General features: G+C 26.5%; 23 protein-coding genes and 10 tRNA genes. 6 read left to right on the top strand and 27 right to left on the bottom strand.

The window, feature by feature from the left end; genetic code table 11:
- Position 1: 1 nt before the first annotated feature.
- The 4 genes from D3Z07_RS00230 to D3Z07_RS00215 form a co-directional block, all read right to left on the bottom strand.
- Positions 2-532, bottom strand: coding sequence for a hypothetical protein (locus D3Z07_RS00230; RefSeq protein WP_164707178.1), 531 nt, complete (start codon positions 530-532; stop codon positions 2-4).
- 210 nt (positions 533-742) lie between these two features.
- On the bottom strand, positions 743-1,279 hold the full coding sequence (locus D3Z07_RS00225; RefSeq protein ID WP_122892754.1) for a hypothetical protein: 537 nt from the start codon (positions 1,277-1,279) through the stop codon (positions 743-745).
- Between the two features lie 39 nt (positions 1,280-1,318).
- Positions 1,319-2,188 carry an AraC family transcriptional regulator gene (locus D3Z07_RS00220; RefSeq protein ID WP_076087623.1) on the bottom strand — a complete coding sequence of 290 codons (870 nt, stop codon included), beginning with the start codon at positions 2,186-2,188 and terminating at the stop codon, positions 1,319-1,321.
- A 22-nt stretch (positions 2,189-2,210) separates the two neighbouring features.
- Complete coding sequence (locus D3Z07_RS00215; protein WP_122892753.1) at positions 2,211-4,586, bottom strand: PAS domain S-box protein; 2,376 nt, start codon at positions 4,584-4,586, stop codon at positions 2,211-2,213.
- 563 nt (positions 4,587-5,149) lie between these two features.
- Between D3Z07_RS00215 and D3Z07_RS00210 the strand changes: the two genes are divergently transcribed.
- Together D3Z07_RS00210 and D3Z07_RS00205 are read left to right on the top strand one after the other, a co-directional pair.
- Positions 5,150-6,274 carry a GGDEF domain-containing protein gene (locus D3Z07_RS00210; protein ID WP_164707177.1) on the top strand — a complete coding sequence of 375 codons (1,125 nt, stop codon included), beginning with the start codon at positions 5,150-5,152 and terminating at the stop codon, positions 6,272-6,274.
- 32 nt (positions 6,275-6,306) lie between these two features.
- Positions 6,307-7,350, top strand: coding sequence for a hypothetical protein (locus tag D3Z07_RS00205; RefSeq protein ID WP_122892751.1), 1,044 nt, complete (start codon positions 6,307-6,309; stop codon positions 7,348-7,350).
- Between the two features lie 20 nt (positions 7,351-7,370).
- Here D3Z07_RS00205 and D3Z07_RS00200 read toward each other — a convergent pair whose 3' ends face one another.
- From D3Z07_RS00200 to D3Z07_RS00135, 14 genes are all read right to left on the bottom strand, one after another.
- Complete coding sequence (locus D3Z07_RS00200) at positions 7,371-8,333, bottom strand: DMT family transporter (RefSeq protein WP_122892750.1); 963 nt, start codon at positions 8,331-8,333, stop codon at positions 7,371-7,373.
- The gene (locus D3Z07_RS00195; protein WP_122892749.1) at positions 8,334-9,545 is read right to left on the bottom strand and encodes a response regulator; all 1,212 of its coding nucleotides are present in this window, start codon (positions 9,543-9,545) and stop codon (positions 8,334-8,336) included.
- 78 nt (positions 9,546-9,623) lie between these two features.
- Positions 9,624-10,445: a LysR family transcriptional regulator gene (locus D3Z07_RS00190; RefSeq protein WP_122892748.1), complete on the bottom strand. Its 822-nt coding sequence runs from the start codon at positions 10,443-10,445 to the stop codon at positions 9,624-9,626.
- 10 nt (positions 10,446-10,455) lie between these two features.
- On the bottom strand, positions 10,456-11,199 hold the full coding sequence (locus D3Z07_RS00185; protein WP_076087637.1) for a sulfite exporter TauE/SafE family protein: 744 nt from the start codon (positions 11,197-11,199) through the stop codon (positions 10,456-10,458).
- A 153-nt stretch (positions 11,200-11,352) separates the two neighbouring features.
- Positions 11,353-11,436: transfer RNA gene (locus D3Z07_RS00180), tRNA-Leu, on the bottom strand.
- Between the two features lie 77 nt (positions 11,437-11,513).
- Positions 11,514-11,590: transfer RNA gene (locus D3Z07_RS00175), tRNA-Met, on the bottom strand.
- 72 nt (positions 11,591-11,662) lie between these two features.
- A tRNA-Gln gene (locus D3Z07_RS00170) sits at positions 11,663-11,737 on the bottom strand.
- Positions 11,738-11,773: 36 nt separating this feature from the next.
- Positions 11,774-11,851 (bottom strand) — tRNA-Thr (locus tag D3Z07_RS00165).
- A gap of 47 nt (positions 11,852-11,898) precedes the next feature.
- Positions 11,899-11,975 (bottom strand) — tRNA-Met (locus D3Z07_RS00160).
- Between the two features lie 15 nt (positions 11,976-11,990).
- Positions 11,991-12,067 (bottom strand) — tRNA-Met (locus D3Z07_RS00155).
- A gap of 17 nt (positions 12,068-12,084) precedes the next feature.
- Positions 12,085-12,161 (bottom strand) — tRNA-Gly (locus D3Z07_RS00150).
- Between the two features lie 55 nt (positions 12,162-12,216).
- Positions 12,217-12,293, bottom strand: a tRNA-Gly gene (locus D3Z07_RS00145).
- Positions 12,294-12,306: 13 nt separating this feature from the next.
- Positions 12,307-12,383, bottom strand: a tRNA-Ile gene (locus D3Z07_RS00140).
- A 9-nt stretch (positions 12,384-12,392) separates the two neighbouring features.
- Positions 12,393-12,482 (bottom strand) — tRNA-Ser (locus D3Z07_RS00135).
- A 168-nt stretch (positions 12,483-12,650) separates the two neighbouring features.
- On the opposite strand from D3Z07_RS00135, the gene D3Z07_RS00130 reads away from it, so the two are divergent.
- On the top strand, positions 12,651-14,123 hold the full coding sequence (locus tag D3Z07_RS00130) for a sensor domain-containing diguanylate cyclase (RefSeq protein ID WP_122892747.1): 1,473 nt from the start codon (positions 12,651-12,653) through the stop codon (positions 14,121-14,123).
- A 12-nt stretch (positions 14,124-14,135) separates the two neighbouring features.
- Here D3Z07_RS00130 and pyrF read toward each other — a convergent pair whose 3' ends face one another.
- The 8 genes from pyrF to D3Z07_RS00090 form a co-directional block, all read right to left on the bottom strand.
- A complete protein-coding gene (pyrF, locus tag D3Z07_RS00125) occupies positions 14,136-14,834 on the bottom strand; it encodes an orotidine-5'-phosphate decarboxylase (protein ID WP_122892746.1) in 699 nt (232 codons plus the stop codon).
- A 2-nt stretch (positions 14,835-14,836) separates the two neighbouring features.
- The gene (gene nusB / locus D3Z07_RS00120) at positions 14,837-15,232 is read right to left on the bottom strand and encodes a transcription antitermination factor NusB (RefSeq protein WP_076087643.1); all 396 of its coding nucleotides are present in this window, start codon (positions 15,230-15,232) and stop codon (positions 14,837-14,839) included.
- Position 15,233: 1 nt separating this feature from the next.
- Complete coding sequence (gene ribH, locus D3Z07_RS00115; RefSeq protein ID WP_076087645.1) at positions 15,234-15,704, bottom strand: 6,7-dimethyl-8-ribityllumazine synthase; 471 nt, start codon at positions 15,702-15,704, stop codon at positions 15,234-15,236.
- A 152-nt stretch (positions 15,705-15,856) separates the two neighbouring features.
- Complete coding sequence (gene kdsA, locus D3Z07_RS00110; RefSeq protein WP_076087647.1) at positions 15,857-16,657, bottom strand: 3-deoxy-8-phosphooctulonate synthase; 801 nt, start codon at positions 16,655-16,657, stop codon at positions 15,857-15,859.
- On the bottom strand, positions 16,654-18,345 hold the full coding sequence (locus tag D3Z07_RS00105; RefSeq protein ID WP_076087649.1) for a potassium channel family protein: 1,692 nt from the start codon (positions 18,343-18,345) through the stop codon (positions 16,654-16,656). The genes kdsA and D3Z07_RS00105 overlap by 4 nt, the downstream gene beginning before the upstream one ends.
- Before the next feature lie 13 nt (positions 18,346-18,358).
- A complete protein-coding gene (locus D3Z07_RS00100; protein ID WP_076087651.1) occupies positions 18,359-18,736 on the bottom strand; it encodes a DUF6394 family protein in 378 nt (125 codons plus the stop codon).
- The gene (locus D3Z07_RS00095; RefSeq protein ID WP_076087653.1) at positions 18,723-20,459 is read right to left on the bottom strand and encodes an FMN-binding glutamate synthase family protein; all 1,737 of its coding nucleotides are present in this window, start codon (positions 20,457-20,459) and stop codon (positions 18,723-18,725) included. Before D3Z07_RS00095 ends, D3Z07_RS00100 begins: the two co-directional genes overlap by 14 nt.
- Before the next feature lie 12 nt (positions 20,460-20,471).
- A complete protein-coding gene (locus D3Z07_RS00090; RefSeq protein ID WP_076087655.1) occupies positions 20,472-21,356 on the bottom strand; it encodes a DMT family transporter in 885 nt (294 codons plus the stop codon).
- A gap of 137 nt (positions 21,357-21,493) precedes the next feature.
- On the opposite strand from D3Z07_RS00090, the gene murA reads away from it, so the two are divergent.
- The 3 genes from murA (at position 21,494) to D3Z07_RS00075 (ending at position 24,581) form a co-directional block, all read left to right on the top strand.
- On the top strand, positions 21,494-22,759 hold the full coding sequence (murA, locus tag D3Z07_RS00085) for a UDP-N-acetylglucosamine 1-carboxyvinyltransferase (protein ID WP_122892745.1): 1,266 nt from the start codon (positions 21,494-21,496) through the stop codon (positions 22,757-22,759).
- 102 nt (positions 22,760-22,861) lie between these two features.
- A complete protein-coding gene (locus D3Z07_RS00080; RefSeq protein ID WP_122892744.1) occupies positions 22,862-23,956 on the top strand; it encodes a hypothetical protein in 1,095 nt (364 codons plus the stop codon).
- Between the two features lie 10 nt (positions 23,957-23,966).
- Complete coding sequence (locus D3Z07_RS00075) at positions 23,967-24,581, top strand: HNH endonuclease (protein WP_122892743.1); 615 nt, start codon at positions 23,967-23,969, stop codon at positions 24,579-24,581.
- Between the two features lie 12 nt (positions 24,582-24,593).
- On the opposite strand, the gene D3Z07_RS00070 is transcribed toward D3Z07_RS00075, so the two are convergent.
- A complete protein-coding gene (locus tag D3Z07_RS00070; protein WP_206423287.1) occupies positions 24,594-26,549 on the bottom strand; it encodes a secretin N-terminal domain-containing protein in 1,956 nt (651 codons plus the stop codon).
- Positions 26,550-26,574 lie beyond the last annotated feature (25 nt).

Below are 26,574 nucleotides of genomic sequence, written 5' to 3'. Positions count from 1 at the left end.
GTTAATCAATAAATAGCTTCTTATAAACCGTATCAAAATTTTGAATACTGTTTAGATTAAACTCTTCTTCTTTTTCTTTACTCCAATATAAAAACCTATTTCTTAATTTATTAGTACTATTTAAAAACTTTATACTGTATGCACTTGCAAGTATTGTATTAGAACTAGTATCTATAAATCTATATTCAAACACTTTATAAAGTTCTTTAAAATAGCTTTCTTTTTTTACTTTAGTAATTGTATATCTAGCTTTTTGGTTTTCATTTTCTAAAAATGAATTATCATATTTATAAACATTTAAAAACACTCTTTTCTCATTATAAATATATTTATTAAATCTATATCTTACAGTTGTAATGTCAATAAATTTATTTATATAAGATTCATGTAATCTTACAATATTATCTTTTTCACTTTGACTTAGCGTTGATTTATATAAAGGATAGTTATAAACCCTGACCGTCGATAAACTATCGATTTTTCCCTCATCATTTTTTATAGGATATGAATAAATTGTCCTATTTTTTTGCACTATTTCATAATAGTTTTTAATCACGTGCTTAAATATTAAATCTGAATACATCAAACTTAAAAACGCAAATAATGCAATAAAAAAAACAATAAAACTTCTTGATAATCTATAAATTAAAAAACTAATAAAAAAACAAAAAGAAATATATGATAAATTAGCTGGTATAAATAAAAAACTTTCAGGTACTACTAACTCTAAAGGAGGCATATATTAACTTAAAAGATATGGTAAATCTCGTTTTAAACTCTCTAATAAGTTTTCATTTAAAAAAAGTTTACAATAGGCTTTATCATCATTTTTATAACAATTTGCACAAACATATCTATTTCTTTTGATTAATTCTAAGGCTTGTTCTAAATTAACTTGAAAAGCTTCATTATTTGTATAGTATAAATACATTTCATTTAAATTTTCTTCTAGATCATTATCTTTTAAAAATACAATTGATTCTTCCATAAATTCAATTACATTCTCACCACTTTGCTTTATATTTAAAAAAGCATGTTTAACATCTTCAAATCTCATATCAAATTTTGCACCAACTAATAATAACTCTTTTAAATTTTTTAAATCATTTTGTTGAAAGTAGTATTGTAATAGTAAGTTTAAATAATGCTCTTTCACATCTGAGTCTAAATCTTCTATATATTCAAATACTTCATTTGCATCATCTATTTTTTTATTATTTATTAATTCTTTGTGAATAACACCTATTTGGGAAATTATTTCGTGTAATCTATCGCTCATATAATACCTTATTAAAATTTGTCTAATTATATCAAATTATTACACTACTTTAATAGGTACGTAAAAATCTAACTTAAAAGTATCATTATCTTCTAAATAATGATTTTGATAATATATTGCATAAGAAGGAAGTGTTTTAGCTTCATAACCACTTTGGGGCATCCAATAATGATATATATAAGTCATAAGTTTAGCAACATCACCGTATACACCTTCATAAGAGAATATCGCATATAAAGACTCAATAACCTCTAACTTACTAATTGAATTTGTTGCTTCAAAATCATCATCTACTTCAATTGCTGCTACATAATTACAATCTTTATAATCTGTAATAACAGGATTATCATGATAAAGACCTATTTGAGTATTGTTAAGTATATTTTTCTCATATGCAAAGGCAAGTAATCTTTCCCATGTTTTTGATAAGCCTTCTAAATCATATCCTTTAAGTCTTAAATATGCACAAGTTTTTGAAGGAACTACTTTGATTTTTACATCAATATTTTTAAAATTTAAATAAAAATCTTCTTCTAAATTTAATGAATCATGTGAAAAGTTTTTATAAGCACCTTGTCTCCATTTTGAAGGTGTGTATTCAAATCTTTTTTTAAAGGCTTTTATAAAAGATGTATGAGAAGAGTAACCGCATAATTGACTTATTTCACTAATTGTTGAGTAAGTATTTGTAATAAGTAAATTTGCAGCTTTTTGTAATCTTATAGAGGTAATTCTTTCAAATAAATTCTCCCCTACTTCTTCTTTGAAAATTCTCAAAAAATGGTACTTACTTACACTATTTAATTTTGCTAGTTCATCCAAAGTAATATTTGTATCAATATACTTATAAATATAGTTAAGAGATTTATTTACAATATCAGCTCTTAGATGTTTTGTGTCTTTTTTCATAAAAAATTATATCACGAAAATATTAAACTATAGGAATTTTTATAGTAAACTGTGCACCTTTATTTGTTTCATTATTATATGAAGTATCTACATTTTTAACAGAAATAAAACCATGTATTTGTTTTGTAATAATTTGATTAGTCATATATAAACCAATACCTGTTCCAATAGATTCATGTTTTGTAGTAAAATATGGGTCGAAGATATGTTCTATTGCATTATCTTTTATTCCACCAGCATTATCTCTAAATTTAAGAATAATAGCTTTTTCTTCCTTTTTTATTGAAACGTAAAAATATTTTTCATGTTGAACTGTTGAGAATGCATCTTTTGCATTATTATAAATATTAAGTAAGGCTTGAATTAAAATATTTTCATTATAATCAAAATATATATCTTCACATTTCTCTTCATATTGAATAAAATTACTATTAAAACTATCAATACTAAGCTCTCTAACTTTTTTTAGAGTATCTTTTAAATTTGTATTCTTAGAAGAGGATACGTCATCCTTAAAAAAACCTCTAAAGTCATCAATTGTTTTTGATAGATGTTGAGTATGATGATTAATTTTACTAAGAGTTTCTTTCATTTGTTCTTTATTAATTTCTTCATCAAACTCTAATGAAAGTTTTAATCCTGTTGATGCAGTTGAAATCACAGATAAAGGCTGTCTCCATTGATGAGCAATATTTCCAATCATCTCTCCCACTGCAGCGGTTCTTGATTGTTGGAACATCATTCTTTGCTGAATTACGTGTTCTGTTATATCAGTTAAATAAGCTATAAACTCTGTTATTTCACCTTCTGAATTATTCAATGTTACTACATTTTCCAAAATCCATTTTTCTCTTTCATCTTTAGTTTTAATTACATAAGGCTCACGTTTAAAATATTTTGATTTATTGCTTAAAGCTTCTTGAGACTTATTTCTAATTTCTTCAAGATATTTTTTATTTACTAAAGATGTAAAATCTACTTCTCCTGATGTAAATTCACTATTCTTATATCCTGTTAATTTATAAATACTTTCAGATGCATATTCAACATCTTTATTTTTATTATTCTTCCATTTAAAAAGAACAACATCTCCTTTATCAAATAAAGATAATAAACCTTTTTGATATTTATTTAATTCTTCGGATAAGTATTTTGCAGTTATATCTTCTGAAATAGAACGATATCCTATTTTTTTACCATTATGAAATAATGATTCGATATATATATTAAAATGTTTTATTTTCTTGTCTTTAGAAAAATTAGTAATCTGACCCTCCCACATAAAGTCATTACTAATTACTTCCCACATTTTTGCAATATATTCACTAGTAGTACTAGAATGTTTCATTATTGAATGTGTTTTACCTATTAATTCACTTTCACTAAAACCCAATGTTTTACAATAAGCTTCATTTGCATGTGTAATAATTCCATTTAGATCTGTAGTTAATATTAAAACATATTTATTTACCATTTCTTGCTGATTAATTACGTCTTTATTAGCTTGAATAAGTTTTTTATTCATAATTTGTATTGATCGATTTTTATAAAGAATAAGCATAAAAACAATGATAAAAAAAGCAAGAGCATATGCAATTCTTGCAAAATCAATACCTTGATCAACTTTTATTTCAATCCATCTATTTACAATAGTATTTAACTGTTCTTCCGAAATTTGATTTAATGATTTTTGCATAATAGTGTTTAATAAAGGTTCATCATTTCTCGAAGCAATACTCAAATCTACGTTAAATTCTAATTTCCCTGCAATCTTTAAATCAACGATTCTATGCTTTTGCATGTTATAGCCAATAGCTGCCATAATATCTATATAACCAAAAAGTTCTCCCTTTCTTACTTTTTGTAAACCTTCTTCTACATTTTGCACTTCAACTATTTGAACTTTTGGATTGTTGTTTTTTAATACTTCAATAAAAGCATAACCTTTTACAATTCCAATTTTTCTATTTCCTATAGCTTTACTATCTTTTATAAAAAGTTGATCTAATTTAGTAGCAATAACAAAGGGTTCACTAGTATATGCATTTGTAAAGTTCATGCTATTTCTACGACTTTTTGTATTCATCGCAACAGGAAGGATGTCACATTTTCTATTTTTTATATTTTCTAAAGATTGTGTCCATTGCTTTGTATGAATCAATATAATTGGCGTATTGATTTGCTTTGAGATTAAATCTATAATATCTTTTGCAATACCTTTGTGATTTCCGTTTTTATCAATTTGTTCAAAAGGAAGCCAATTGGGTAAAACACACATTTTAATTTGCTTTTTTTCTTTTAAATATGAGTATTCTTCTTGTGTCAGTATATCAGTTTTATTTGTAGCAAATAAATTTGCAAAAAATATTGTAAAAGTTAATAAAAAGATTTTAAACATCAACAAGACCTTATAAATATCAATAATTTTACTATTATAGTATATATAACTTTATAAGAAGCATTATATACATTTCTTTACACTTTTAATAATAATTACAAGTTTTATTTTTTATTTTTATTAAAAAATATTTTAAGATAATTTTTTTTAAAATATAATTTTTTGAGATTTTAGAAAAGTCAATAAATCATAATAAATAACCAGCTAAATACTTTAAGTATAATTTTTTTCTAATATTATTTATTTATACAGCTTTAATTTTAGTATTCTTTCAATTAGCTATTAATACTTTCCACACAAGTAATATAATCAGTAAAAAAATAATAAATACATCTATTATCTTTTTATACTATTAATAATAAGTAAATAAAAATAATCTTCTAGTCACCTTAATCTTTTTAATTATAATAAAAAATCATTTATTATACTTAACAAAATAAGATATTTTATCTATAAAGATGCCTATTTATAGGAGTTTATAAGAAGTTTATAAAAAAATGAATTTAAGTTGTTTGTAATTCTTATCTATGTATATTACGCAAATTTTAAAGGTTAATTTATACATGAATGAAAATAAAAATCTTCACTTATTTGAAGTATTCCCTTGGAATAAAAATTTTGAACTGGGAATTAAAAGAATTGATTCAGAGCACAAGCAAATCGTTAAACTTTTAAATATATTAGCAACAACTTTAACTCATCCAGAAGAAAATGATATTACAAATATTTTAAAAAAACTCACAGAGTATTCAAATTATCATTTTGAATCAGAACAAAAGTTTTGGGCATTACATATAAAAGATGAGACTTTAATACATAAACATAAACAAACTCATGAATCATTTCTACCAGAAGTTTATAAAATTCAAGAAGAGCATAAAAATAAACCTTTATATATTACGGTTGAAGCAATAATTACATTTTTAATACGTTGGATTACCTTTCATATAATTGAAGAAGATAAAGGTTTATGCTTAATAATTTATGCTTTAAAAAAAGGATATACCTTAGAAGAAGCAAAAGTGATTTCTCAAGAAGAAATGGATGGTACAAACAAAGTATTAATTGAAACAATCTTAACTATGTATGAAGGTTTATCATCTAGAGCTATTTTGCTAATGAGAGAATCAAATGCAAGAATCAAAGCAGAAAAAGAACTAAAAAGAGCCAATAAGAAACTAGAAGAATTAGCTATTACTGATCAATTAACAAAAGTATATAATCGTAGACATTTTGAAAATGTTTTTTCTTATGAATTAAAAAGAGCAACAAGAGCAAAGTCATTATTTAGTATTCTATCAATTGATATAGATTACTTTAAACAATTAAATGACACCTACGGACATCAAAGTGGAGATGCAGCTTTAATTTCTATTGGTAAATGCTTAAATGAAATATGTAAAAGATTCGGAGATTTTGCGTTTAGAATTGGTGGTGAAGAGTTTGCAATAATTATTACAGATAGTAAAGATGAATCCGCAATTAAACTTTCAAATAAACTACAAGAAAAACTTAAAAAGTTAGAAATAGCGAATAAAAATAGTGATATTTCTAATTATATGACTATTTCCATAGGTATTGTTTCTTTAATTCCTAGTACAAAGGATAATATAGATTCTATTATGAAAAGTGTAGACAAAAAATTATATCTTGCAAAAGAACAGGGTAGAAATCAAATAATAAACTAATTTATACTATCATATCTAAACAAGGATTAGATATGGAAAGTATAATTGCAATAGAAGAACTAATTAATCAAACACAAAAACAAATTGATTTACAAAATTTACAGTTAAAAAGACATTACAGTGGGGAAGGCAAACTTTCATCATTAATTCTTGCATCAACAGAAAATACACTTGAAGTTGCTACAAAAAAATTAGATAAATATAATAAAATATTAAAACGTCTTTTAGGTGAAGATGGTAAAAAATTAAATGAAGAGTATCGTTTAAGAATCGCATCAAAAAGAAAAAGATACTTCGATACACAAGACTCAAGAATAAAAGCTAATAAAGAGCATTCTAGTGATATAAAACTTGCAGCAATTAGAATTTTAGGAGAACTACCGCAAGAAATCGAACTTGATGATGAAGATCTTTTTGAAATAGCAGTTAAATCTGCACATCTAACTCTTCCAGAATTAAATGAGTTATCAAAACTTCTAGACACTATTAGAATTGAATTTAATTCACAATTAGAAAAAAATAAAGAAGAAGATATTAAACAAATAGCAACACTTGATTATCTAATTCCTATTGTGATTTTACATTTTAAAATTTTAAGAGATAATATTAGTCAAAGTATTCATGATAAAAATCTACATAATCAAGAACTACTAAAAGAAGGAAAAATTGAAAACTTCGAAAAAAAGAAATTTTCAACATGGCCTAAATATCAAGACTGGTGGGTACGAGAACTTTGGGTTAGTCATCAAGCTTATTTTTCTTTATTTAAGTGGAAAGAGATTATAAATAAACAGTGTCAAACGACAGAACAAAAAAAAGCTTGGAGTATCATTTACGATAGATGGATAACTATTAAAAAACTATTAAATGATAAAGGAACACTCGCTTTTCACTATCATTATGTTTTTGATAAACTAATAGAGAAATATGCTAAACTCGAAGAAGAAATGGATGAAGAAAAAATGAATAATATAGAAAAAATATATTTAAAGCTTTCAAAAAAAGAAGACTTTGAAAAGAATTCTAATTTCCATAATATTATTACTCCTTACTATAAGTATAAAAAAAGTAAATAATAAATATTAAGATTAATCTCTTACTTAAATTTGGTAAGTGCTATTAATCCTAATACTGTAATTATAATTCCTAGTACTCCAATTTCATTTGGAAAAACTGCATTTAAAAAAATCATTTCTCCAGCTAATGCAAAAAACACTTCACCTGATTGTGAAGCATCAACAGCAACAAGTTTTGAAGGTGTATTAGCATGAGACCTTGCATATAAAAATAATGATGTAGCAATTACCCCTGAAAGTATTGCTATAAAAGCAACACTAATTAATTGACCCTTTGAAGGAACACTTGCATCTGTAAAAAAGTATAAAACAATCCAAAGAGGAAAACTTCCAAGTGTTAAAAGAAATACTTTTACAAAAGCATTATTAATTATAGTATTATCTATTAATTTTTCTTTTCTTTTTCTCTTCTCTTCCCATACAAGTTGATTTCCAATAGGATAACAAAAAGCGGCAAGTAAAACAGGAAAGAAGCCTAAAAACAATGCATCTAAATTATCAAAATCAAAATGACTAATATTTACAAGAGTAATTCCTAAGAAAATAATAACAGTAAAAAACCAAATTTTTTTTGATAGCTTTTGACCAAAAAAAGATAATACAAATAAGGAAGCAAGTATTGTCATTTGCCATGTAGTAGCAACTACCCAACCAGGAGAAAAGTCGGCCACAAAACAAATAAGTGCATAAAAGAAGCCAAATCCAATAGTCCCAGCAATACTCCAAAATCTAAAGTTTTCATAGTACTCTTTCAATACTAATTTAAAATATGAAATTCCTTTAAAAAAAATAAGTCCAAGACAGAGAAAAGCAAGAGTGTATAAAAATCTAAGTGATGCAGAAAAATACCAATGCCCGCCATCAAGAGATATAGCTCTATTTATTAAAAATGTTGCAGAAAAAAATAGGGCTGATATTAAACCAATTATTAGTAAAAAAGAAGAATTAGATTCATACTTCTTTATAGTATTTTTTAAACTCATTTATTTAATATTATTTTCATCAATAATAAACATCAAGTCAATAATCTTTTTATTTTTAATTTCAGCATCTTTAATAAAAGATTTTATTTTTTCATGCGAAGTGTCAACTTCTTTAGTAAGAGTAATGATATCTTCTACTTGCTTATCTATTTTAACCTTATGTAATTGAAGGGCATTAACATGCATTTCGATTTCACTTTTCTTATTCATCAACATAGTTGAATATTTCTCATCAAAAGTAGCAATATCTTTTTCATATTTTCTTAATTGATTATCTTGTCTAAGAATCTTTGCATTTAGTTCATCAACGGTAACTTGATTGAAGTTATTTATAATTTTTTTTGAATACAATAATTCTTCTTTTAGTTTTGATATATCTTTATGTAATAATTGTTCTTTTTTATTAGCTTCTTTAATATTCAAAATTACTTTTTTCTGAAAATCTCTTTTTTCTAAATTTTCTTTAGTAGTTAAAAAAGATATTGTTATAAATTCTTCATCATTATTATTTTCAATTTTAAAAATAGAATTATTTAAATAAAATACTTCTTTATTTTTTGATAAAAACTTAGTATTACCTTTCCAGAGTTTTCCATCTTTTAAGTAATCCCAAGTTTCTTTAATATACTTTGATGGTATTTCAGGATGTATAATATCTTTAAAATTTAAATTTCTTATCTCGTCTTTTCCATATCCAGACATTAGTAGCATACTTTCATTCATATAAGTAATTGCCCCATTAGCTTTCATTTTATAAATTAATGCTACTTTATCAACAGCTGAAATATAGTTTTCTACTTCATTATCTTTTATAAGTAATTTTTTCTTTAATAAAATTCTTTCTGATAATAAATCAATTTTTTCAAGTAATTTTCCTTGACTTATAGGTTTAGATAAAAATGCATTAACATTTAAATCTATTAATTCTAAAAGGACTGAGGCTTCAACTTCTTTACTTATTATAATAAAGCCAATATTTGTATCTGAAAGTCTAATCAATTTTAATAAGTCTACACCACTTATAGCAGGTAACTCATCACTTGAAATAATAATATCAATTTTATTCTTTTTATATAATTCATAAGCCTCTTTTCCATCATTTGCTTCAAGTATTACATTAAGATATTTTGATAAAATATTAAATAACTTCTTCCTATCATCTTCATCACTTTCTGCAATAAGAATAACTATATCTTCAAAACTTCCACTCATTTAAGTCCCTTATTTATAAACCGTATTGGCAATTATACTATAAATAGTCATTTGTTTAGTCTAAGTATATTATATTTATTAAATTAATTTTAAATCTTTTAGATAATTTTCAATCATTGGTGTATAATCTTTTCTACAAATTAAATATGTATCTAAATCAAAATCCATTTCTATAATTTTTAATTTATCTAAATATCCATATTTTTCAACAATTTCTCTTGCAAATAAAGCTACACCATAGCCTGCATTTACGCAAGCTAGAATCAATTCATAATTTTCCAAATTTATTCTTTTATAGATTCGTTTTTCTTCTTTACTTAAATATTGTTCTAAAAAAATACGATTCAAATATCCATTTTTATACGCTAATATAGTTTTTTCAGGAACCTTATCTTTTGACTGAACCAAAACAAAATCTTCTTTAAATATATTTAAAACCTCAATATCTTTATGATTTGGATTTCCATTCACAAAAGCAATATCAAGCTTATAATCAAGTAATTCATCAATAAGATTAGTACTGCTATCTACTTTAAACTCTAGCTTCATATTTTCAAAATCATTGTTTATTTTTTCTATAAATTTTGTTAATCTAATACTTGCATTTGATTGAGTTGAACCAATTTTTAAACGTTCTTGATAGTTGATATTTTGCATTTTTAATCTAGCTTCTTCAACTTTTTTTACAATATCAACTGCAAAGGGGAAAAGTTTTTCTCCTCCTAATGTTAGAACTACACCACGATTTGTTCTATGAAAAAGTTCATAACCTAAACTTTTTTCAAGTTGCTTAATCCTTAATGTTACGTTTGATTGAGTAAAGTTTAATTGCTTTGCACCTAATGAAATACTTTTTGTATCTACAACTGCTAAAAATACTTTTAATAAATTTGAATCCATACTTAACCTTTTAAGAATTTAGTGTTTGAATAATCAATGTTAAAGCAGTAAAAAATAGTACTACTTTTAAAATCTTTACATAAAACTTTGCATCAATAAATCTTTTAACTTTTGATCCAAGATACATTCCAAAGAATACTACAACTAAAGTCATCATAGAAATACTAAAAGCTTCACCAGTAAATGTCCCAAAATATACAAATACTGATATTTGTCCAATTTTTGTAAATAAAAAACACAAATTTGATAACTGTATAGTGTCTTTTTTACTATACTTCAGCTCTAGAGTATACATAATCATCAAGGGTGCTACTACATTTGTAAGGCCTGAGATTATTCCTCCAAATATACCTAAACCGTAAGTAGATGATTTTGGATGAGTAGTAACAAATGAAGCATTGATTTTTATCAAAGATTGTAAAAGATAAAGTAAAATAATAAAAGCTAAAAGCAGTTTAAAATATTCGGAATTTACATAAACTAAAAGAATAGTTCCTAAAGTACTTCCTATTATCATTAAAAGAATAATTACCCAAAACTTTTTTAAAGCTTCAAGAAAATTTCCTTCACTTAAAATACTCATTATATTTGCAAGCATAGTAGGTATTAACATAAAAAGTATTGTAGTTTGAATATCTGTAAATAATGCAACTAAAGCAGTTGATATCATTCCAAAGCCAAAACCAATACTTCCGTGAACAACTGAAGCCCAAAAAAGAATAAAAGCCAAAGCAATTATAAAATCTATTTCCATATGAGTATCCTTAATATTACATATAATTATTAGTAATACCAAATGATATTACTAATAATTATAGCTAAAAAGAATAAAAATTTTATAAATGAGTATTTAGTATTATTAAAAAAGTTAAATTTTGATTGATAAGGAATATTATAAAAGTACAAATGGTACCAGTGACCGGGCTCGAACCGGTACGCCCTAGGGCAAAAGATTTTGAATCTCTCAAGTCTACCATTCCATCACACTGGCACAATAATAAATTGTAGCTAAAAAAAAAGCTTCTAGCTAAAAGAACTAAAAAAGTTCAAATAGCTAAAAGCTTAAATTGGTTGCGGAAACTGGATTTGAACCAGTGACCTTCGGGTTATGAGCCCGACGAGCTACCGTGCTGCTCTATTCCGCGGTTTGAAATACTTAAAGTATTTATTAGGAATTATATCATCATTAAAAAACTTCTTGCTTAAAGTTTAAAAAGTGGATGGGGTAGAAGGATTCGAACCTTCGAATGACGGCACCAAAAGCCGTTGCCTTACCACTTGGCGATACCCCAAGAATAAAGATTTTGTGCATTCACAACAAAATTTAATGGAGCTGGTGAAGGGACTTGAACCCCCGACCTGCTGATTACAAATCAGCTGCTCTAGCCAAGCTGAGCTACACCAGCAACAATAAAATATTTCTAAAAAGCAATACCGATTGTATTCTTTTTAATGGTGTCAAGAGAGAGACTTGAACTCTCGACCTCCGGCTTATGAGACCAGCGCTCTAGCCAGCTGAGCTACCTTGACATTGGCTAATAAAATTGGTTGCGGAAACTGGATTTGAACCAGTGACCTTCGGGTTATGAGCCCGACGAGCTACCGTGCTGCTCTATTCCGCGTTAACAAAATATTTAAGTGGAGCGGGAAACGAGACTCGAACTCGCGACAATCTGCTTGGAAGGCAGAGGCTCTAGCCAACTGAGCTATTCCCGCACACTAATAGTAATAAAAATGAACCTAAATAGTATTACTACTTCTATTTAGATAATGGAGCGGGAAACGAGACTCGAACTCGCGACAATCTGCTTGGAAGGCAGAGGCTCTAGCCAACTGAGCTATTCCCGCATACATTATACAATGGTGGGTCTAGAAGGACTCGAACCTTCGACCACTCGGTTATGAGCCGAGTGCTCTAACCAGCTGAGCTATAGACCCTGGTTAAAGTGGCGGACAGTGAGGGATTTGAACCCTCGATACCGTTGCCAGTATGCATCCTTAGCAGGGATGTGGTTTCAGCCACTCACCCAACTGTCCGTTGTTTCACAAGTCTCGTTTATCACGAAATTTGGATGGGAATTATAATCATATATCACTTAAAACATACTTAAAATATTTCTTTTAATATAAATAAATAAAAAGCAATAATAAACTCTATTATTAAATAAAAAAAGTAGTATAATATATTAAGTTAAAGGTAAACTTATGAAAAAAGTATTTAAACTTTACAACATCTTTATTTTTTTATTAATAATCTTTTTTATAGGACTATCATTTATTTATGAAAAAGAAGAAAATCAACTTAAAATAAATACTTTAAATAAAATTCAAACACAATCAAAATACATTAATGAATACTTCTTAATTAATAAAGCTTTTATTTTATCATTAAAAAATAGTCTACTTGGTAATTTAAATATTGATAATTTAGTACACCCTGCTTTTGAAAAAATAAAAAATAAAGAAAAAAAAGATACTTATAACATATTATGTAATGTTAATGATATAAAATCAACACTCAATGGGGTAGGCTCTTTAGCAAATATTGATATTGATACAATACAAGAAATAAATTCTATTTTATATCTTAATCCTTTGTTTAAAACTATTCTAAATTCTGAACATGACATACAATGGGTTTATTACTCATCTAAAAAAGAATTTATCTATATAGCACCAACAAATGAAGTATGGGATAAAAAGTTTCTAAAATATCTATATACAAAAGAGTTTTGGATAGAAGCTATTCCTTCTAATAACCCTAGTGGAGAATTAATACTTACAAAAATCTACGATGATGGTGCGGGAAAAGGTTATATGACTACTTTATCTTTGCCAATATTTTTTGATTCAGAATTTAGAGGTATCCTATCAATTGATATAGCACTAAAAACTTTAAATAAAATGATTAATAATATTAAACTTCCAGGAAAAATATATTTAACAAATGAAGATGATTTAATAATTTCATCTAATCAAGTATTTAAATTAGATGAATATTTAGATAAAAAACATATTACATTTTCACTTGATTTATTTGATAACAAATTAAAACTAGTTTATATTGAAAATAAAAAAAATAAAATCTTCACTATTTTATTAAATATTTTACCTATTGTTATACTTTTACTATTTAGTTTAATTATTGTTTATATATTAATGCATCAGGTTTTATTAATAAAAAAAATTAAAATAATAGCAAATAAAGATTTTTTAACTTCTCTTTTAAACAGACGTGCAATGATGCGAGAAACAATAAAACAACTAGAGATTGCAAATAGATATAATTTAAAAATGTCATTACTATTACTAGATATTGACTTCTTTAAAAAAGTAAATGATACATATGGACATCAAGCAGGAGATTTAGTAATACAAGAGATTTCTAAAATTCTTGCTAAAAATACAAGAGAGTCAGATTTAGTTTCAAGATATGGAGGAGAAGAATTTTTAATTTTACTTTATAATACAGATGTTGATTCTGCATATTTATTAGCAGAGAGAATAAGAAAAGAAATTTTAAATTTAAAAATTAAAGGTATAAATTCTTCTTTGACTATTAGTATTGGATGCACTGAATATATAAAAGATGAATCTATAGATAGCTTTATAAATCGAGCAGATTGTTTACTCTATAAAGCAAAAGAAAAAGGAAGAAACCAAACTATAAAAGCTTAGTTTCTGTATTTTTTATATATTAGCTAGTATTTTTTCTACTACAGCTTTAGGATTCTTGGCTTTATAAATAGGACGACCTACTACTATAAAATCTACTAGATTTTCTTTTGAGAAAGAAATATCAGCTACTCTTTTTTGATCCCCTGAGTCTTCACCAAAAGGTCTAATTCCAGGACATAAAGTAATAAAGTTATCTGAAGTATTCTTTTTAATATCTAAGCTTTCAAAAGCAGAACAAACAACTCCATCAACTCCAGACTCATAAGTATCAACTGCAAGCTTTGTAGCTTTAGTATTTATATCTTCATTATAAATAGCTTTAAATTCATCATTATCAAAAGAAGTAAGAGCAGTTACAGCTATTACTAAAGGTTTATTAGGAATATCTTTAATTCTATTCATAACTTCACTCATAGCTCGTTTACCAGCACTTGCATGAACATTACACATATCAACTAAACCAAAATTAGCAATTTCTTCTGCTGCATCTGCCATTGTATTTGGAATATCATAAAGCTTTAAATCTAAAAATATTTTAAAACTAGGATTAATAGCTTTTATATCTTCTAGAAACTTTTTACCATCTCTAATATAAGATCTAAATCCAACTTTTAACCAAACATCAAAATCTTTGATTTGTTCTACTAATGCTAGATTTTCTTTTGCACTTGGCAAATCTAAAGATACACAAAGTTTTATAGCTTTACTCATCTTTATGCCTTAGAAACTTTATCTAAAAGTCCATTCATAAACTTTGGAGCTCCATCACTTGCAAGTTTTTTAGATAATTCAATTGCTTCGTTGATAATAATTGCTTTTTCAAGTTCAGCAAATTGAATTTCATAAACTGCAAGTCTTAAAATCGATTTTTCAACTGAACCAATATCAGCTAAAGTTCCTTGATTTAAATGAGAAATTATTTCCTCATCGATTTTGCTTAAGTTTTCAACAACTCCATTAAAAAGATTTAAAGCAAACTCTTTTTGCTTGTTTCTAATCTTTTTGTCTTCTAAAATATCATCAACATATTTTACAATACCTTCATTACCTAAATCATAAGCGTATAAAAGACCAATTACAGATTCTCTTGCTTGTGTTCTTGTTGCCAATTTATTTATCCATCGCTTTATATAAATCTAACATTTCAATAATTGTAATCATAGCTTCTGCACCTTTGTTACCAACTTTTGATCCAGCTCTTTCGATTGCTTGCTCAATTGTATCTGTAGTTAAAACTCCATTTGATACTGGTAAACCATGGTTCATAGCTGCTGTTGCAATACCTTTTGTAGCTTCTGCTGAAATGTAATCAAAATGAGGAGTTGCTCCTCTAATTACCGCACCAACACAACAAACAGCATCATATTTACCACTTGCTAATGCTTTTTCTAAAGCAAAAGGAATTTCAAATGCACCTGGTACTAAAATTAAATCTAAATTATCTTCATTTCCACCATGTCTTTTAAATGCATCTTCTGCACCTTCAACTAATCTATCAGTTATAATGTGATTAAATCTACCATTAATTACTGCTATTTTTTCATTACCAGTTAATCTTAAATTACCTTCAATAATATTCATTTATTTCTCCAAAAAAATTAGTAATTTTATAAAATTACTCAATTATATTTATTTTATATTTTGCGATTATATCTAAATTTTGATTAGTTTAAAGAAAAGAGTTTTTTTGTAGTTTATAAAAGGACTGTAAGTCCTTCTATATTGTTTGTATGTTATTTGTAGTTTAATACATCTTGAATAGCAAATAAATCATCAATTACTTTGTATAATTCATCTACTTGAACCATATTTGGTCCATCACTTAGTGCAACACTAGGATCTGTGTGAGTTTCGAAGAAGAAACCATCAACACCAACAGCTGCTGCTGCTTTTGCTAAAGAAGGAACAACAGCTGAATTACCTCCAGTTGTTCCTCCAGTACTTGGAACTTGCGCTGCGTGAGTTGCATCAAAAATAACTGGTGCATATTCTCTCATAGCAATAAGATTTTTCATATCAACTACTAATGCTCCATATCCAAATACATTTCCTCTTTCACAAAGCCAAACACCATTTTTATCAGAAGTTTCATAATTAACTTCATCTATACCTCTAGTCTTTAGTATTTTCTCAACTGGATGCTTCATACTTCCTGCTGCTAAGAACTGACCTTTTTTGATATTTACTGTACAGTTTGTTTTTGCAGCTTCAACTAATAAATCAGTTTGTCTACATAGAAATGCTGGTATTTGTAAAATATCTAATACTTCACCAGCAGGTTTAGCTTGATATGATTCATGAATATCAGTTACAAGTTTGTATCCAAATTGTTTTTTTATTTCTTCAAAAAGTTTTAAACCTTTTTCTAATCCTGGACCTCTATATGAGTCTAGGCTTGTTCTATTTGCTTTATCAAAAGAGGCTTTAAAATAAAACTCTACTCTTTTGTTTTCACTTAGTGGTATTAATTTTTCAGCAATTCTCATTACTGTATCTCTATCTTCTAAAACACATGGTCCTGTTAATATTTTCATTTGTTTTTTCCTTTAAAAAATGTTCGTTTTTCTTCACCTGTTAATGCATAATGAAACTCATTTGCATTTTGACAAATATATTCTATATCGCTTTTTGCATGTTCATCACATGCTAATAAAATTTTATCCCCTATTTTTAAATTATGTTCAAAAATAGGTAGAAGAAGTATTTCTTCTTCTCTTTGTAAAAGTAATGGTACCACATTATTTCTCTGTTCTTTATTATGTAAAGAAGTAGCTAAGATATCCAAAGATAAGGTATTTTTATTTTCTAAATGTTTAGTTAATTCTGGTGTATATTTTGAATTAATATATACTTCCATTACTAAAGGATCATCATTAATATCTTCAACTAGTTTTCTAACTACTTTAGCCGCCCAATCTTCATCTTTTTTGATAATCATACGTAAAAACTTATCGGCTAAGGGGTTAATTAATGCATTCGCAGTTTTATTGATTAATATTTTTGAAGGCATGAAAATATGATTTATATTTGCACTTTCAAAAATAGAGTAATCTTCCATTTCATTTTCTCTAACAATTGTCATAATATTAGGATTTAGTTTTTTTGCAGTTGCTAAAACTGAAAGATTTGTTGTATCGTCATTTGTAGCAGCAATAATTGCAACAGCATCTAATATTCCAACGTCTGAAAGCATTTGTTTATCATCTGCATTTCCAAAAGTTATATGAGACATTTCTTCTTGTGAGTAATTATTTATATCATTTTTATTAATTTCAACTAATTCTGCTTCAATATTATTTGCTTTTAATTTTCGATATATTTTTCTACCCATTCTTCCATATCCACAAATAATATATTTTCCTTGTGGAAAAGTTGGAAGATTTGCACTCAAATTATCAATTTTATATAGCCACTTTTCTAGTTTAAATAAATTTGGTGCACTTAAAGCCATATTTACTTCAGAAGAAATAATTGAAAAAGGATTTGCGATAATCTCTACATCTAAATCTTTTAAATTTTCAGTGTGATTAATCGTTGTTGATTTCGCTGCAATTCTTACGTGTTTATTAAGAAGTTTTGATGTTAATGCAATTTTTAAATTTAAAGCATCATCTTCAAATAAAGAAACAATTGCCTTACAATTATACTTTTTAATTCCCGCAAATTCTAATGCGTCAAGATTATAATTTTCAGAGTATAAAACAGGAACAGTGGGAGTAAAACTTTCTAAAATCAAGTGATTAATTTTATTCCTATCTTTTTCTATAACAACAGTTCTAACACCATTTTCAAGTGTTTTTTTAATAATTTCACTTGTGATTTGATTGTATCCTAGAATAATAATAAACTTGTCTTTTAAGTTTTTTACTTGTCTTCCAAACTTTGCACGTTCAAGTTCTTGTAAAAAAAGTTTGTCTTGAAGCAGTGAAACTAAAGAACCTATTCCATAAAACCATCCAAGAACAGTCAAATAAATAGAAAAAGTAACCCAAATTCTTTGAGAATAAGTAAACTCATATGGCGCTTCACCAAAACCAATAGTTGTAGCCATATAAGATACAAAATAAAAAGCATCAAAAATTCCCATCTGATGAGGATTACCATTCTTATCAATACCTTCTATTAATATTAGTCCAACAATTGAAATAGTGTAAGTTATAATAATTACAAGAAATGGCGTACGCATTCTTTGTAATATTATAAATAAAGAACTGCTTTTCAAATTCTTACCTAATTTATCGTTTTGATTTAAGTGTATCTCCAACATATAAAGATACAGATACAATGTTTGCTAATAAAGCACCACCTGATAAAGAAACAATAATACCAATTATTTCAGCATCTACAACATATACATAAGCTGCAACTGTCCAAATAATAGCTGCAACAATTAACTGTATATCTGCAACTAGTGAAGTTGCAAGTAAAACAGAACCCATTTGTGTTTTATCACCAAGTTTTAATGTTGTTGCAATAATATTAATAACAATTGCAGCAAAAAGTTCATATTTACTATGTGCTTCTAATGAATGCATATCTCCATAAAAGAAACCAAAATTTATAGTCATTGCTAATATAATAAAAAAACCTGATATTACCTTATCTAAGTTCATGGTACTCATCCTCCAAATCTTTTCCGATATCTAATCTTCTTGCAAATACTTTATCAATATTATCATGAACTCTTGAATCTTTATCTAAGAATAAAATTCTATGTTTATTTAATTGATTAATATTTTTTAATCCCATAATTGCAAGCATTCCCTTAACACTTTTTAATAAATTATTATGATAATTTCGTACTTTTTTAGCTTGTTTATATACAAAATATTTTTTTCTTTTACTTTTATCTTGTGTTGCTAATCCAACTGGACAAACATGCCCTGTTGTACCAGAACAATATCGTGCACGTATACAACCAGCACTCATCATAAATCCACGAGCTATTTGGATAAAATCTGCACCAATTGCCATATTTATAATAATATCATCAGGCGTTAAAACTTTTCCACTGGCAATTATTTTAACTTTTTCTCTTATACCATATTCTTTTAAAACACTATCAGCTAAATAAATTGAATCTCTAATATTTAACCCAACTCTTTCCATCATTTCAATAGGAGCAGTGGCACTTCCTCCAGATCCTCCATCAAGTGAAATAAAATCAGGATATCTGCTATCTGCTATATCAATTCTTCTTTTAATCTCAGCTGCATATGGTTCAATATTTTCAACATCTGAAATTACTATTTTTATACCTACTGGTTTATCTGATAACTCTTGTAAAGTACCAATAAAATCAAATAATTCTTCAATAGTATTTGCATAAGGAAATCTATTTGGTGAAAATACATCTTTATATGCTTCTACATTTCTATAATATGCAATTGCAGGTGTTACTTTATGAGCTGCTAATTTTCCACCAGTTTGTTTTGCACCTTGAGCTATTTTAATCTCAGTCATTTTACAAAAACGCATTGTTTTTTGATATCTATCTGGGTCAAAATTACCTTGCTTATCTCTTGCACCATAAAGCCCTGAACTTAATTGTAAAATGATATCAGCCATATCTTCAGGCACTTCTTTTGGAAATTTCTCTAAAGGAGCATCCCAATTTATTCTGTGAAATAATTGCGATTTTAAATCAAATACATAAGTCTCTGCTTCTTTGTCTTTTCCAAAAACAAGATTTCTATATACATCTGCAGCCATTGCACCATTAAAGAAAAAGTCTACTATATCTTTTGCTTTTTTAGCAAAAGTACTTCCATGAACTATTTTCATATATTCAGGATTATATTTTTGATGAGTAATAAAGAAGTTTGATGTAACTCCACCCTCACCTGAATTTATAGGAAAACCTCCCATAAAAGCTCCTCGAACAAAGGCTCTTGTTCCTTCAGGAGAAATTGAACCATCACTCATAGCTGATCTTGCGATTATTGATTTTGCAGTATAAGGTTTTTTTCTATTTGCACCAAATGTAACTTCAAAATCTTGATCAACTTCATCATCATTTAATACTATATTTGCATGACGAATCATAAATTTTGGCTTTGGTAGAGGTTGCGAAGGAGAAAAAGAAGCATAATTTGGAACATCATTTGCAGCTTTATAAACCCAATCTAATTTATCTTTTGATTCATAAAACTTTTCATCTCCAAAATATTGTCTAAAAGGTTCTCTTGCTTCTTCTAATACATATCTAAGTCTTCCGATAATTGGATAGTTTACCAATAACTGATGATCTCTTTGAACATATTTATCATGTATATACCAAGCTATCATTACAACAGCAAATAATATCCACTCATACGTGCTTAACTCTAAATCCATAATATTCCTTTTCTAGCTTTTTTTGCTAGAGACTAAAAGTCCACTTAAAACTATAAGAAGTATACCAAAAGAAATCCAAATATCAGGAAATGCATCTCCTAAAAAGATTCCTAAAATAATTGAAAATGCAATATTAGAATAAGATATCGTTCCAATAATCCCAGCTTTTGCACAAGAATATGCTTTAGTCATATAAATTTGTGCAAATGTTGCAGTAATTCCTAATAAAACAATAAAATACCAATCATTTGCTTTTGGTACTACAAATGAAGCAAATAAGAAATCTAAATCAGGATTAGTATAAAAAGAACCAATAAGTAAGAGTATTAAAGGTCCAATTGTTCCTATTGTCATAAACGATAAAACAATAGCTCTTGAATCATAAAACTTACGAAGTTCTCTTATTGATGTATATGCTAAACCTGCACCAACTCCACATAAAATTCCTAAATAGTCTGTTTTTTCTAAATTATCTGGATTAAAACCTGTCATAAATAAGATCCCAATAAAACCAACAAATACACCTAACCAACCTCTAAATCCAAGTTTTTCTTGAACAAATAAATAAGCAAATATTGCAGAAAATATTGTAGATGTTTTAGAAAAAGTCATAGCTTCAGCAAGTGGTATTTGAGCAATATTATAGAAAAAGAATAATAAAGCAATAAAACCAGCCATTCCTCTAAAAATTAAAAGCCACATTTTTCCACCAACTTGTGATAGTGGTTTTCTATAAATTGATATTAATATTAAAACAACTCCAAATACGTTTCTAAAAAAAACTACTTCAATTGAACTCATTGAGTTACTTAACTCTTTTGCAACTGCTCCCATAAAAGCAAATAACAATGAAGCAAATAACATATATTTAGCACCTTTTAGTACTTGATCTTCCATTATAATTCCTAATTTTTAAAGCGAAATTGTAGTCCTTAATATATTAAAGAAAGGTTATTAGTTTCATTATTTAAAGCATACTTTAGATAAAATATCTACTTTATATACAATAACAATATATTTATAGTAGGAATAATATGGAATATTTAAAAATTCTTGGAGAAAACAAACTATCAGGTGAAGTTTGTATTTCTGGAGCTAAAAATGCAGCATTGCCTTTAATTGCATGTACAATTTTGGCAAAAAATGAGATTACAATGGGAAATTTACCAAATGTAGTTGATATCAATACTTTTTTAAAACTTATTGATAAACTAGGTGGTACATATACTAAAGATGGTCATAGTGCAAAAATATCAACTGCAAGTATAGATAAAACAACTGCAACATACGATATTGTAAAAACAATGAGAGCATCAATTTTAGTTTTAGGGCCAATTCTTGCTAGATTTGGACATTGTGAAGTTTCACTTCCAGGTGGTTGTGCAATAGGCCAAAGACCTGTTGATTTACACCTTAAAGCTTTAGAAGCAATGGGTGCAGAAATTATTATTAACCATGGATACATTGAAGCTCGAGCTCCAAAAGGCTTAAAAGGTGCAAAAATTGTATTTGATAAAGTAACAGTTGGGGGAACTGAAAATACTGTTATGGCAGCAGCTTTAGCCCATGGTGAGACTACAATTATTAATGCTGCAAAAGAACCAGAAATTGTTCAACTTTGTGAAGTAATTGTAAGTGCTGGTGTTAAAATAGAAGGTATTGGTACTTCAACACTAAAAATCACAGGAACAAATAAAGAACTGTTAGACATCAAAGATTTCGATGTAATTCCTGATAGAATTGAAGCTGGAACATATATGTGTGCAGCAGCAATTAGAAATGAAAAAGTAAAAATAAACAATGTAATTCCTTTACATTTAGATGCAATTACTTCAAAACTTGAAGAAATGAATTTTGAAGTATTACAAGATAAAACAAGTGTAACTATTCTTCCTACAAAGGAAATTAAACCTGTAAATATCATTACAACTGAATATCCAGGTTTTCCTACAGATATGCAGGCTCAATTTATGGCACTAGCAACTCAAGCAAATGGTACTTCTACTATTGATGAGAGATTGTTTGAAAATAGATTTATGCATGTTAGTGAGCTTTTAAGACTGGGGGCTGATATTCACTTGAATGGAAACACAGCTACAATTAACGGTAAAAGTGGAACATTAAATGGTACAGATGTAATGGCTACAGATTTAAGAGCCTCATCTGCTTTAGTTTTAGCAGCACTTGTAGCAAAAGGTGAAACTAATATTCACAGAATTTATCACCTTGATAGAGGATATGAAGACCTTGAAGGAAAGTTTGCAAAAATTGGTGCAAATGTAAAAAGGTTTACAGAATAGAACACCTTTAATAATGATGAGTCAAAATCTCTTGACTTATCATTTTTTTAAGTATAAATTAAATAGAATTATTTCAATTACACAAAAGGTGAAACTAATAATATGAAACTAGAAATCTCTTTATTCAAATTTGACAAGAACTCTGATTATCTTCCATTCTACACTAAACATTTTTTAAAAATTAAATCAGAAAAAACACTATTAGATATTTTAAACACAATAAATGATGAAAGTACATTTGGTTATGAAAATGATGAAAACTTTGATTTAGTAGTAAATGGCTTATATTTAAAAGCCTCTACAACAATTGAAGAATTAGTTAAAAAGTTTGGGAAAGACTTAACAATTGATCCTATTTCAGTTAGAAGAGCAGGAAATGATTTAATTATCAATGACGACGACTTTAATAAAAAACTTTTAATCTTAGATGATTTTATCAATCAAGAAGATAAAAAAGCTTATTCAAAATTAAAACAATACTATTATGCCTCAAATACTTTAGATTACAAAAGTGAATATATTGGTGATGCTGTTTTAATTTTAGCTTACGATTTAATCCAAGCTGATAAAACAAATGAAGTAGCTATTTTAAAAGTACTAAAAGAGCAAGAAATTGGAGCTTCTTATCATACAAATTTAAAAAATAGAATATTTAATTTTGACACTAGTATTAAAGATAAAATTGTAAGTATTCAAAAGAAGCTAGATTTAATACATAATGATGAAGATAAAAACTTTAGAATTAATAATACACTTATTATCGACTTTAAAAACTTTGAAGATTCAAATGAAATAAAACATGATTTTAAAGACTTTAATATTGCTTATTATCCTTCAAAAGAATGTGAGAAAATAGATTCTTTATTAAATAATTTAAGTGCAAAATTTTTAAGTCTTGATACTTTAAATTTAGACTTAGCAAAAAATACATTTAACAAAAATCAAGAAATTACATATTGTGTTGCAACTACAATTCTTTTAGATGCTTTTGATAATAATGCAGATTTTTTATTAGTTGACAATGATGATGATTTTTATATCTTTGATTATAATAGAAAAGCTTTTGAGAAATTCTCAGGTAGAGATGTTATTTTACCTGTAATTCATGTAAATGAGTTACAAAAATTAGCAAGTGGTGAACATAAGATTGCAAATGAAACACTTACAAAGCATCAAATTAATCCTGAAATAATATAAGGAATACTTAGTGATATTAGATTCAACTTTTGTAATTTCTTCAAGTTTACTTATTGCTTGTTTAATTCCTCTTTTTATTTATAGAAAAAAGGTTTTTCCTTTTGTCTATAAAACAGGAAGTTTAGAAATATTTATAAAAGATTTGAAAATTCATATGAATGATAATCATCCAAAAATAAATTTTGATTATTCAATAATTAAAAAAACAAAAGATGAAAAAGATATAAGAATAAGAGAAACATTAATAGTTGAAGATATTATTAATCAATTCTATTATTTTGAATATCAAAAAAATACACAAAATGGTATATCAAGAGATAAACTTTGGAAAGGATATGAAGAAAAATCATTTTCAAATCCAAAAACTCCTAATGATTGGCAAGAAAGACGTGAACTTGCATGGCAAAGAGATAAAAATAAATGTAACAGATGTGGAACAAAAATAAAATTAGAAGATGTATTTACTACTTTTGCAAAAGATATATCAAAAGGTGGTGGTTATAACTTTGAGAATATTATAATTTTATGTTCAGATTGTAATAAAATTTTAAATGCAAAGAATCCTAAAAATACAATAGCGTCATTAAATTTAAATGATGATTTAATGAAACTTGTAAGAGGATAAAATAGAAAGCAGTTAATTTCCTAATATTTCTGCAACTCTTTTTTCATGTTCAATTCTTCTATTTATTTCTTCATTTTGACTTATTAATTGAACTTCTTCATTTTTAACTTTTTGATATTTCTTTTCTAATTCAAGTAATTTGTTTTTATTCTTTTTTTTACTAACTACTTCCTCAATTTGTTTTTCTTTTAGTTTTATTAATGTTTCTTCTAAATATTTATCTTCTAATTGTTTTAACTGTGCTAATTCATTTCGAACATAGGTTAAATCTTTTGATTTTGGAATAATATAAGGAGTTACAATAATTACTAAACTTCTTTTTCTTATATCACTCTTTTTATGAGTAAACAATTTTCCCAAAACCGGTACTTCACTAACTCCTGGTACTTTACTTCGTATTGACTCTTCTTTATCTTCAATTAAACCACCTAAAATAACTGATTCTCCATTTTTAACAATAGCTGTAGTTTTAACTTCTTTTTTTGTAGTGTCTGCATTTCCACTATTAGTTACAGTTGTTTTTACATCTTCTAGTATTGTATTAATTTCTAAAGTTACTTTATTATCATTTGAAATTCTTGGTTTTACTTTTAATGTTAAACCAATATCTTCTCTTTTAAAGTTTTCATTCTTTGTGCCTCCATCGCTCAAACTTGATGAAGTTTTTACTGAAATTGTTTCACCCACATAAATAGAACTTTCTTTATTGTTTATAGCTAAAATTGAAGGCTCTGAGACAATATCTAAAGCTCCGTCTTGATCTAACAAACTAATAGAAGCACCCAGTGCTAACCCTGCACTTATTGTAGGTATTGATAAGCCAATACTTGATGGAGCAAAGGCAAGTGCATTACCACCATTTAAATTTGAAGCAAAAGTACTTAAACCTTTACTTTTAGAACTACCACCTGATATTCCATATTTTATTCCTACTTCATCAACAAGAGAATTAGTAACTTCTATAATTCTAGCTTGCACATAAACTTGAGCTTTTTCTTTATCAAGTTGTTTTATAATTAGATTTAAAGAATCAATTTCATCAATACTACCAACTAAAACAATTGAATTTGATTCTTCATCAAGAGATGAAATGGGTTTTAATTTTATATCTTCATATTTTTTCTTTTCTATTATTGCATCAATTATTTTTATAACACTTTTTGCTTCAACATTTTTTAAAGATACTACTTCTACAACTTTTTTTATATATAAATCTTTTTTATCAATATCTTTAATATAATTTTTTATATATTTGATATTTTTCTTACTTCCTACAATAGATAAAGAGTTATTATTAATATTAGGAACTACGGATACTTTTTGGGTTTCTATGTTTTCATTAAAAACTGATTTGATTACTGCATCTAAATTTTTAATAGCATCTAATACATTTATATTTTTTAACTCAATAATTTCAACGCTCTTTTTTGCACCTAAAGTCATGATATTAACAACTTTTTTAATAGTATTAATATTGTCTTTAAAGTCAGTAATTATTAAAGTATTTGACTCTTTATTTGTTACAAGTTTTGCATTTTTTGAAAGTAAATGATTTATTTTAGAAGCTATATAATCAACATTTGCATTATGTACTGTGAATATTTCTGTAAGCATTTGATAATAAAGTGTTTTTTTATTTCCATTTATTATAGGTACATTATTTTTTGTACCTTCAGAAATTTTTATAACTCTTAAAATATTTTCATCATGAACAAGAGTAAAACCTTTTGATTGTAAAGAGTAGTTTAATATTTTTACTAACTCTTTTTTACTTAAAGCTTTAGTAGAAATAAAATCAACGGTTCCTTTTATATCTTGTGTTACTAGTATATTTTTATTAATTAGTTTAGAGGTAATTTTAACTAATTCCATTATTTTTAATTCTTTAAAATTTATATCTATCTTTTCATTGCTAAAAGATATTGTATTAAATATAAATATTAGAAAAGTGATTTTAAGTAAGCTCATTGTTTTGACTCCATTCAAAAGGGAA

This window comes from Arcobacter peruensis (genome assembly GCF_003711085.1).
GTDB classification, from domain to species: domain Bacteria; phylum Campylobacterota; class Campylobacteria; order Campylobacterales; family Arcobacteraceae; genus Poseidonibacter; species Poseidonibacter parvus.
The sequence above is the reverse complement of the archived record's forward strand: the minus strand, read 5'-3'. Positions and strand labels throughout refer to the sequence as shown.

Bases quoted from the DNA above. Each gene is read 5' to 3' on its own strand.
- D3Z07_RS00095 (WP_076087653.1), bottom strand. From the start codon at position 20,459: ATGGATTTAGAGTTAAGCACGTATGAGTGGATATTATTTGCTGTTGTA.
- D3Z07_RS00210 (WP_164707177.1), top strand. From the start codon at position 5,150: ATGAATGAAAATAAAAATCTTCACTTATTTGAAGTATTCCCTTGGAAT.
- D3Z07_RS00215 (WP_122892753.1), bottom strand. From the start codon at position 4,586: ATGTTTAAAATCTTTTTATTAACTTTTACAATATTTTTTGCAAATTTA.
- D3Z07_RS00190 (WP_122892748.1), bottom strand. From the start codon at position 10,445: ATGGATTCAAATTTATTAAAAGTATTTTTAGCAGTTGTAGATACAAAA.
- D3Z07_RS00195 (WP_122892749.1), bottom strand. From the start codon at position 9,545: ATGAGTGGAAGTTTTGAAGATATAGTTATTCTTATTGCAGAAAGTGAT.
- D3Z07_RS00200 (WP_122892750.1), bottom strand. From the start codon at position 8,333: ATGAGTTTAAAAAATACTATAAAGAAGTATGAATCTAATTCTTCTTTT.
- D3Z07_RS00080 (WP_122892744.1), top strand. From the start codon at position 22,862: ATGAAACTAGAAATCTCTTTATTCAAATTTGACAAGAACTCTGATTAT.
- pyrF (WP_122892746.1), bottom strand. From the start codon at position 14,834: ATGAGTAAAGCTATAAAACTTTGTGTATCTTTAGATTTGCCAAGTGCA.
- D3Z07_RS00205 (WP_122892751.1), top strand. From the start codon at position 6,307: ATGGAAAGTATAATTGCAATAGAAGAACTAATTAATCAAACACAAAAA.
- murA (WP_122892745.1), top strand. From the start codon at position 21,494: ATGGAATATTTAAAAATTCTTGGAGAAAACAAACTATCAGGTGAAGTT.
- D3Z07_RS00225 (WP_122892754.1), bottom strand. From the start codon at position 1,279: ATGAGCGATAGATTACACGAAATAATTTCCCAAATAGGTGTTATTCAC.
- D3Z07_RS00185 (WP_076087637.1), bottom strand. From the start codon at position 11,199: ATGGAAATAGATTTTATAATTGCTTTGGCTTTTATTCTTTTTTGGGCT.
- D3Z07_RS00090 (WP_076087655.1), bottom strand. From the start codon at position 21,356: ATGGAAGATCAAGTACTAAAAGGTGCTAAATATATGTTATTTGCTTCA.
- D3Z07_RS00070 (WP_206423287.1), bottom strand. From the start codon at position 26,549: ATGAGCTTACTTAAAATCACTTTTCTAATATTTATATTTAATACAATA.
- D3Z07_RS00220 (WP_076087623.1), bottom strand. From the start codon at position 2,188: ATGAAAAAAGACACAAAACATCTAAGAGCTGATATTGTAAATAAATCT.
- D3Z07_RS00100 (WP_076087651.1), bottom strand. From the start codon at position 18,736: ATGAACTTAGATAAGGTAATATCAGGTTTTTTTATTATATTAGCAATG.
- kdsA (WP_076087647.1), bottom strand. From the start codon at position 16,657: ATGAAAATATTAACAGGACCATGTGTTTTAGAAGATAGAGATACAGTA.
- ribH (WP_076087645.1), bottom strand. From the start codon at position 15,704: ATGAATATTATTGAAGGTAATTTAAGATTAACTGGTAATGAAAAAATA.
- D3Z07_RS00130 (WP_122892747.1), top strand. From the start codon at position 12,651: ATGAAAAAAGTATTTAAACTTTACAACATCTTTATTTTTTTATTAATA.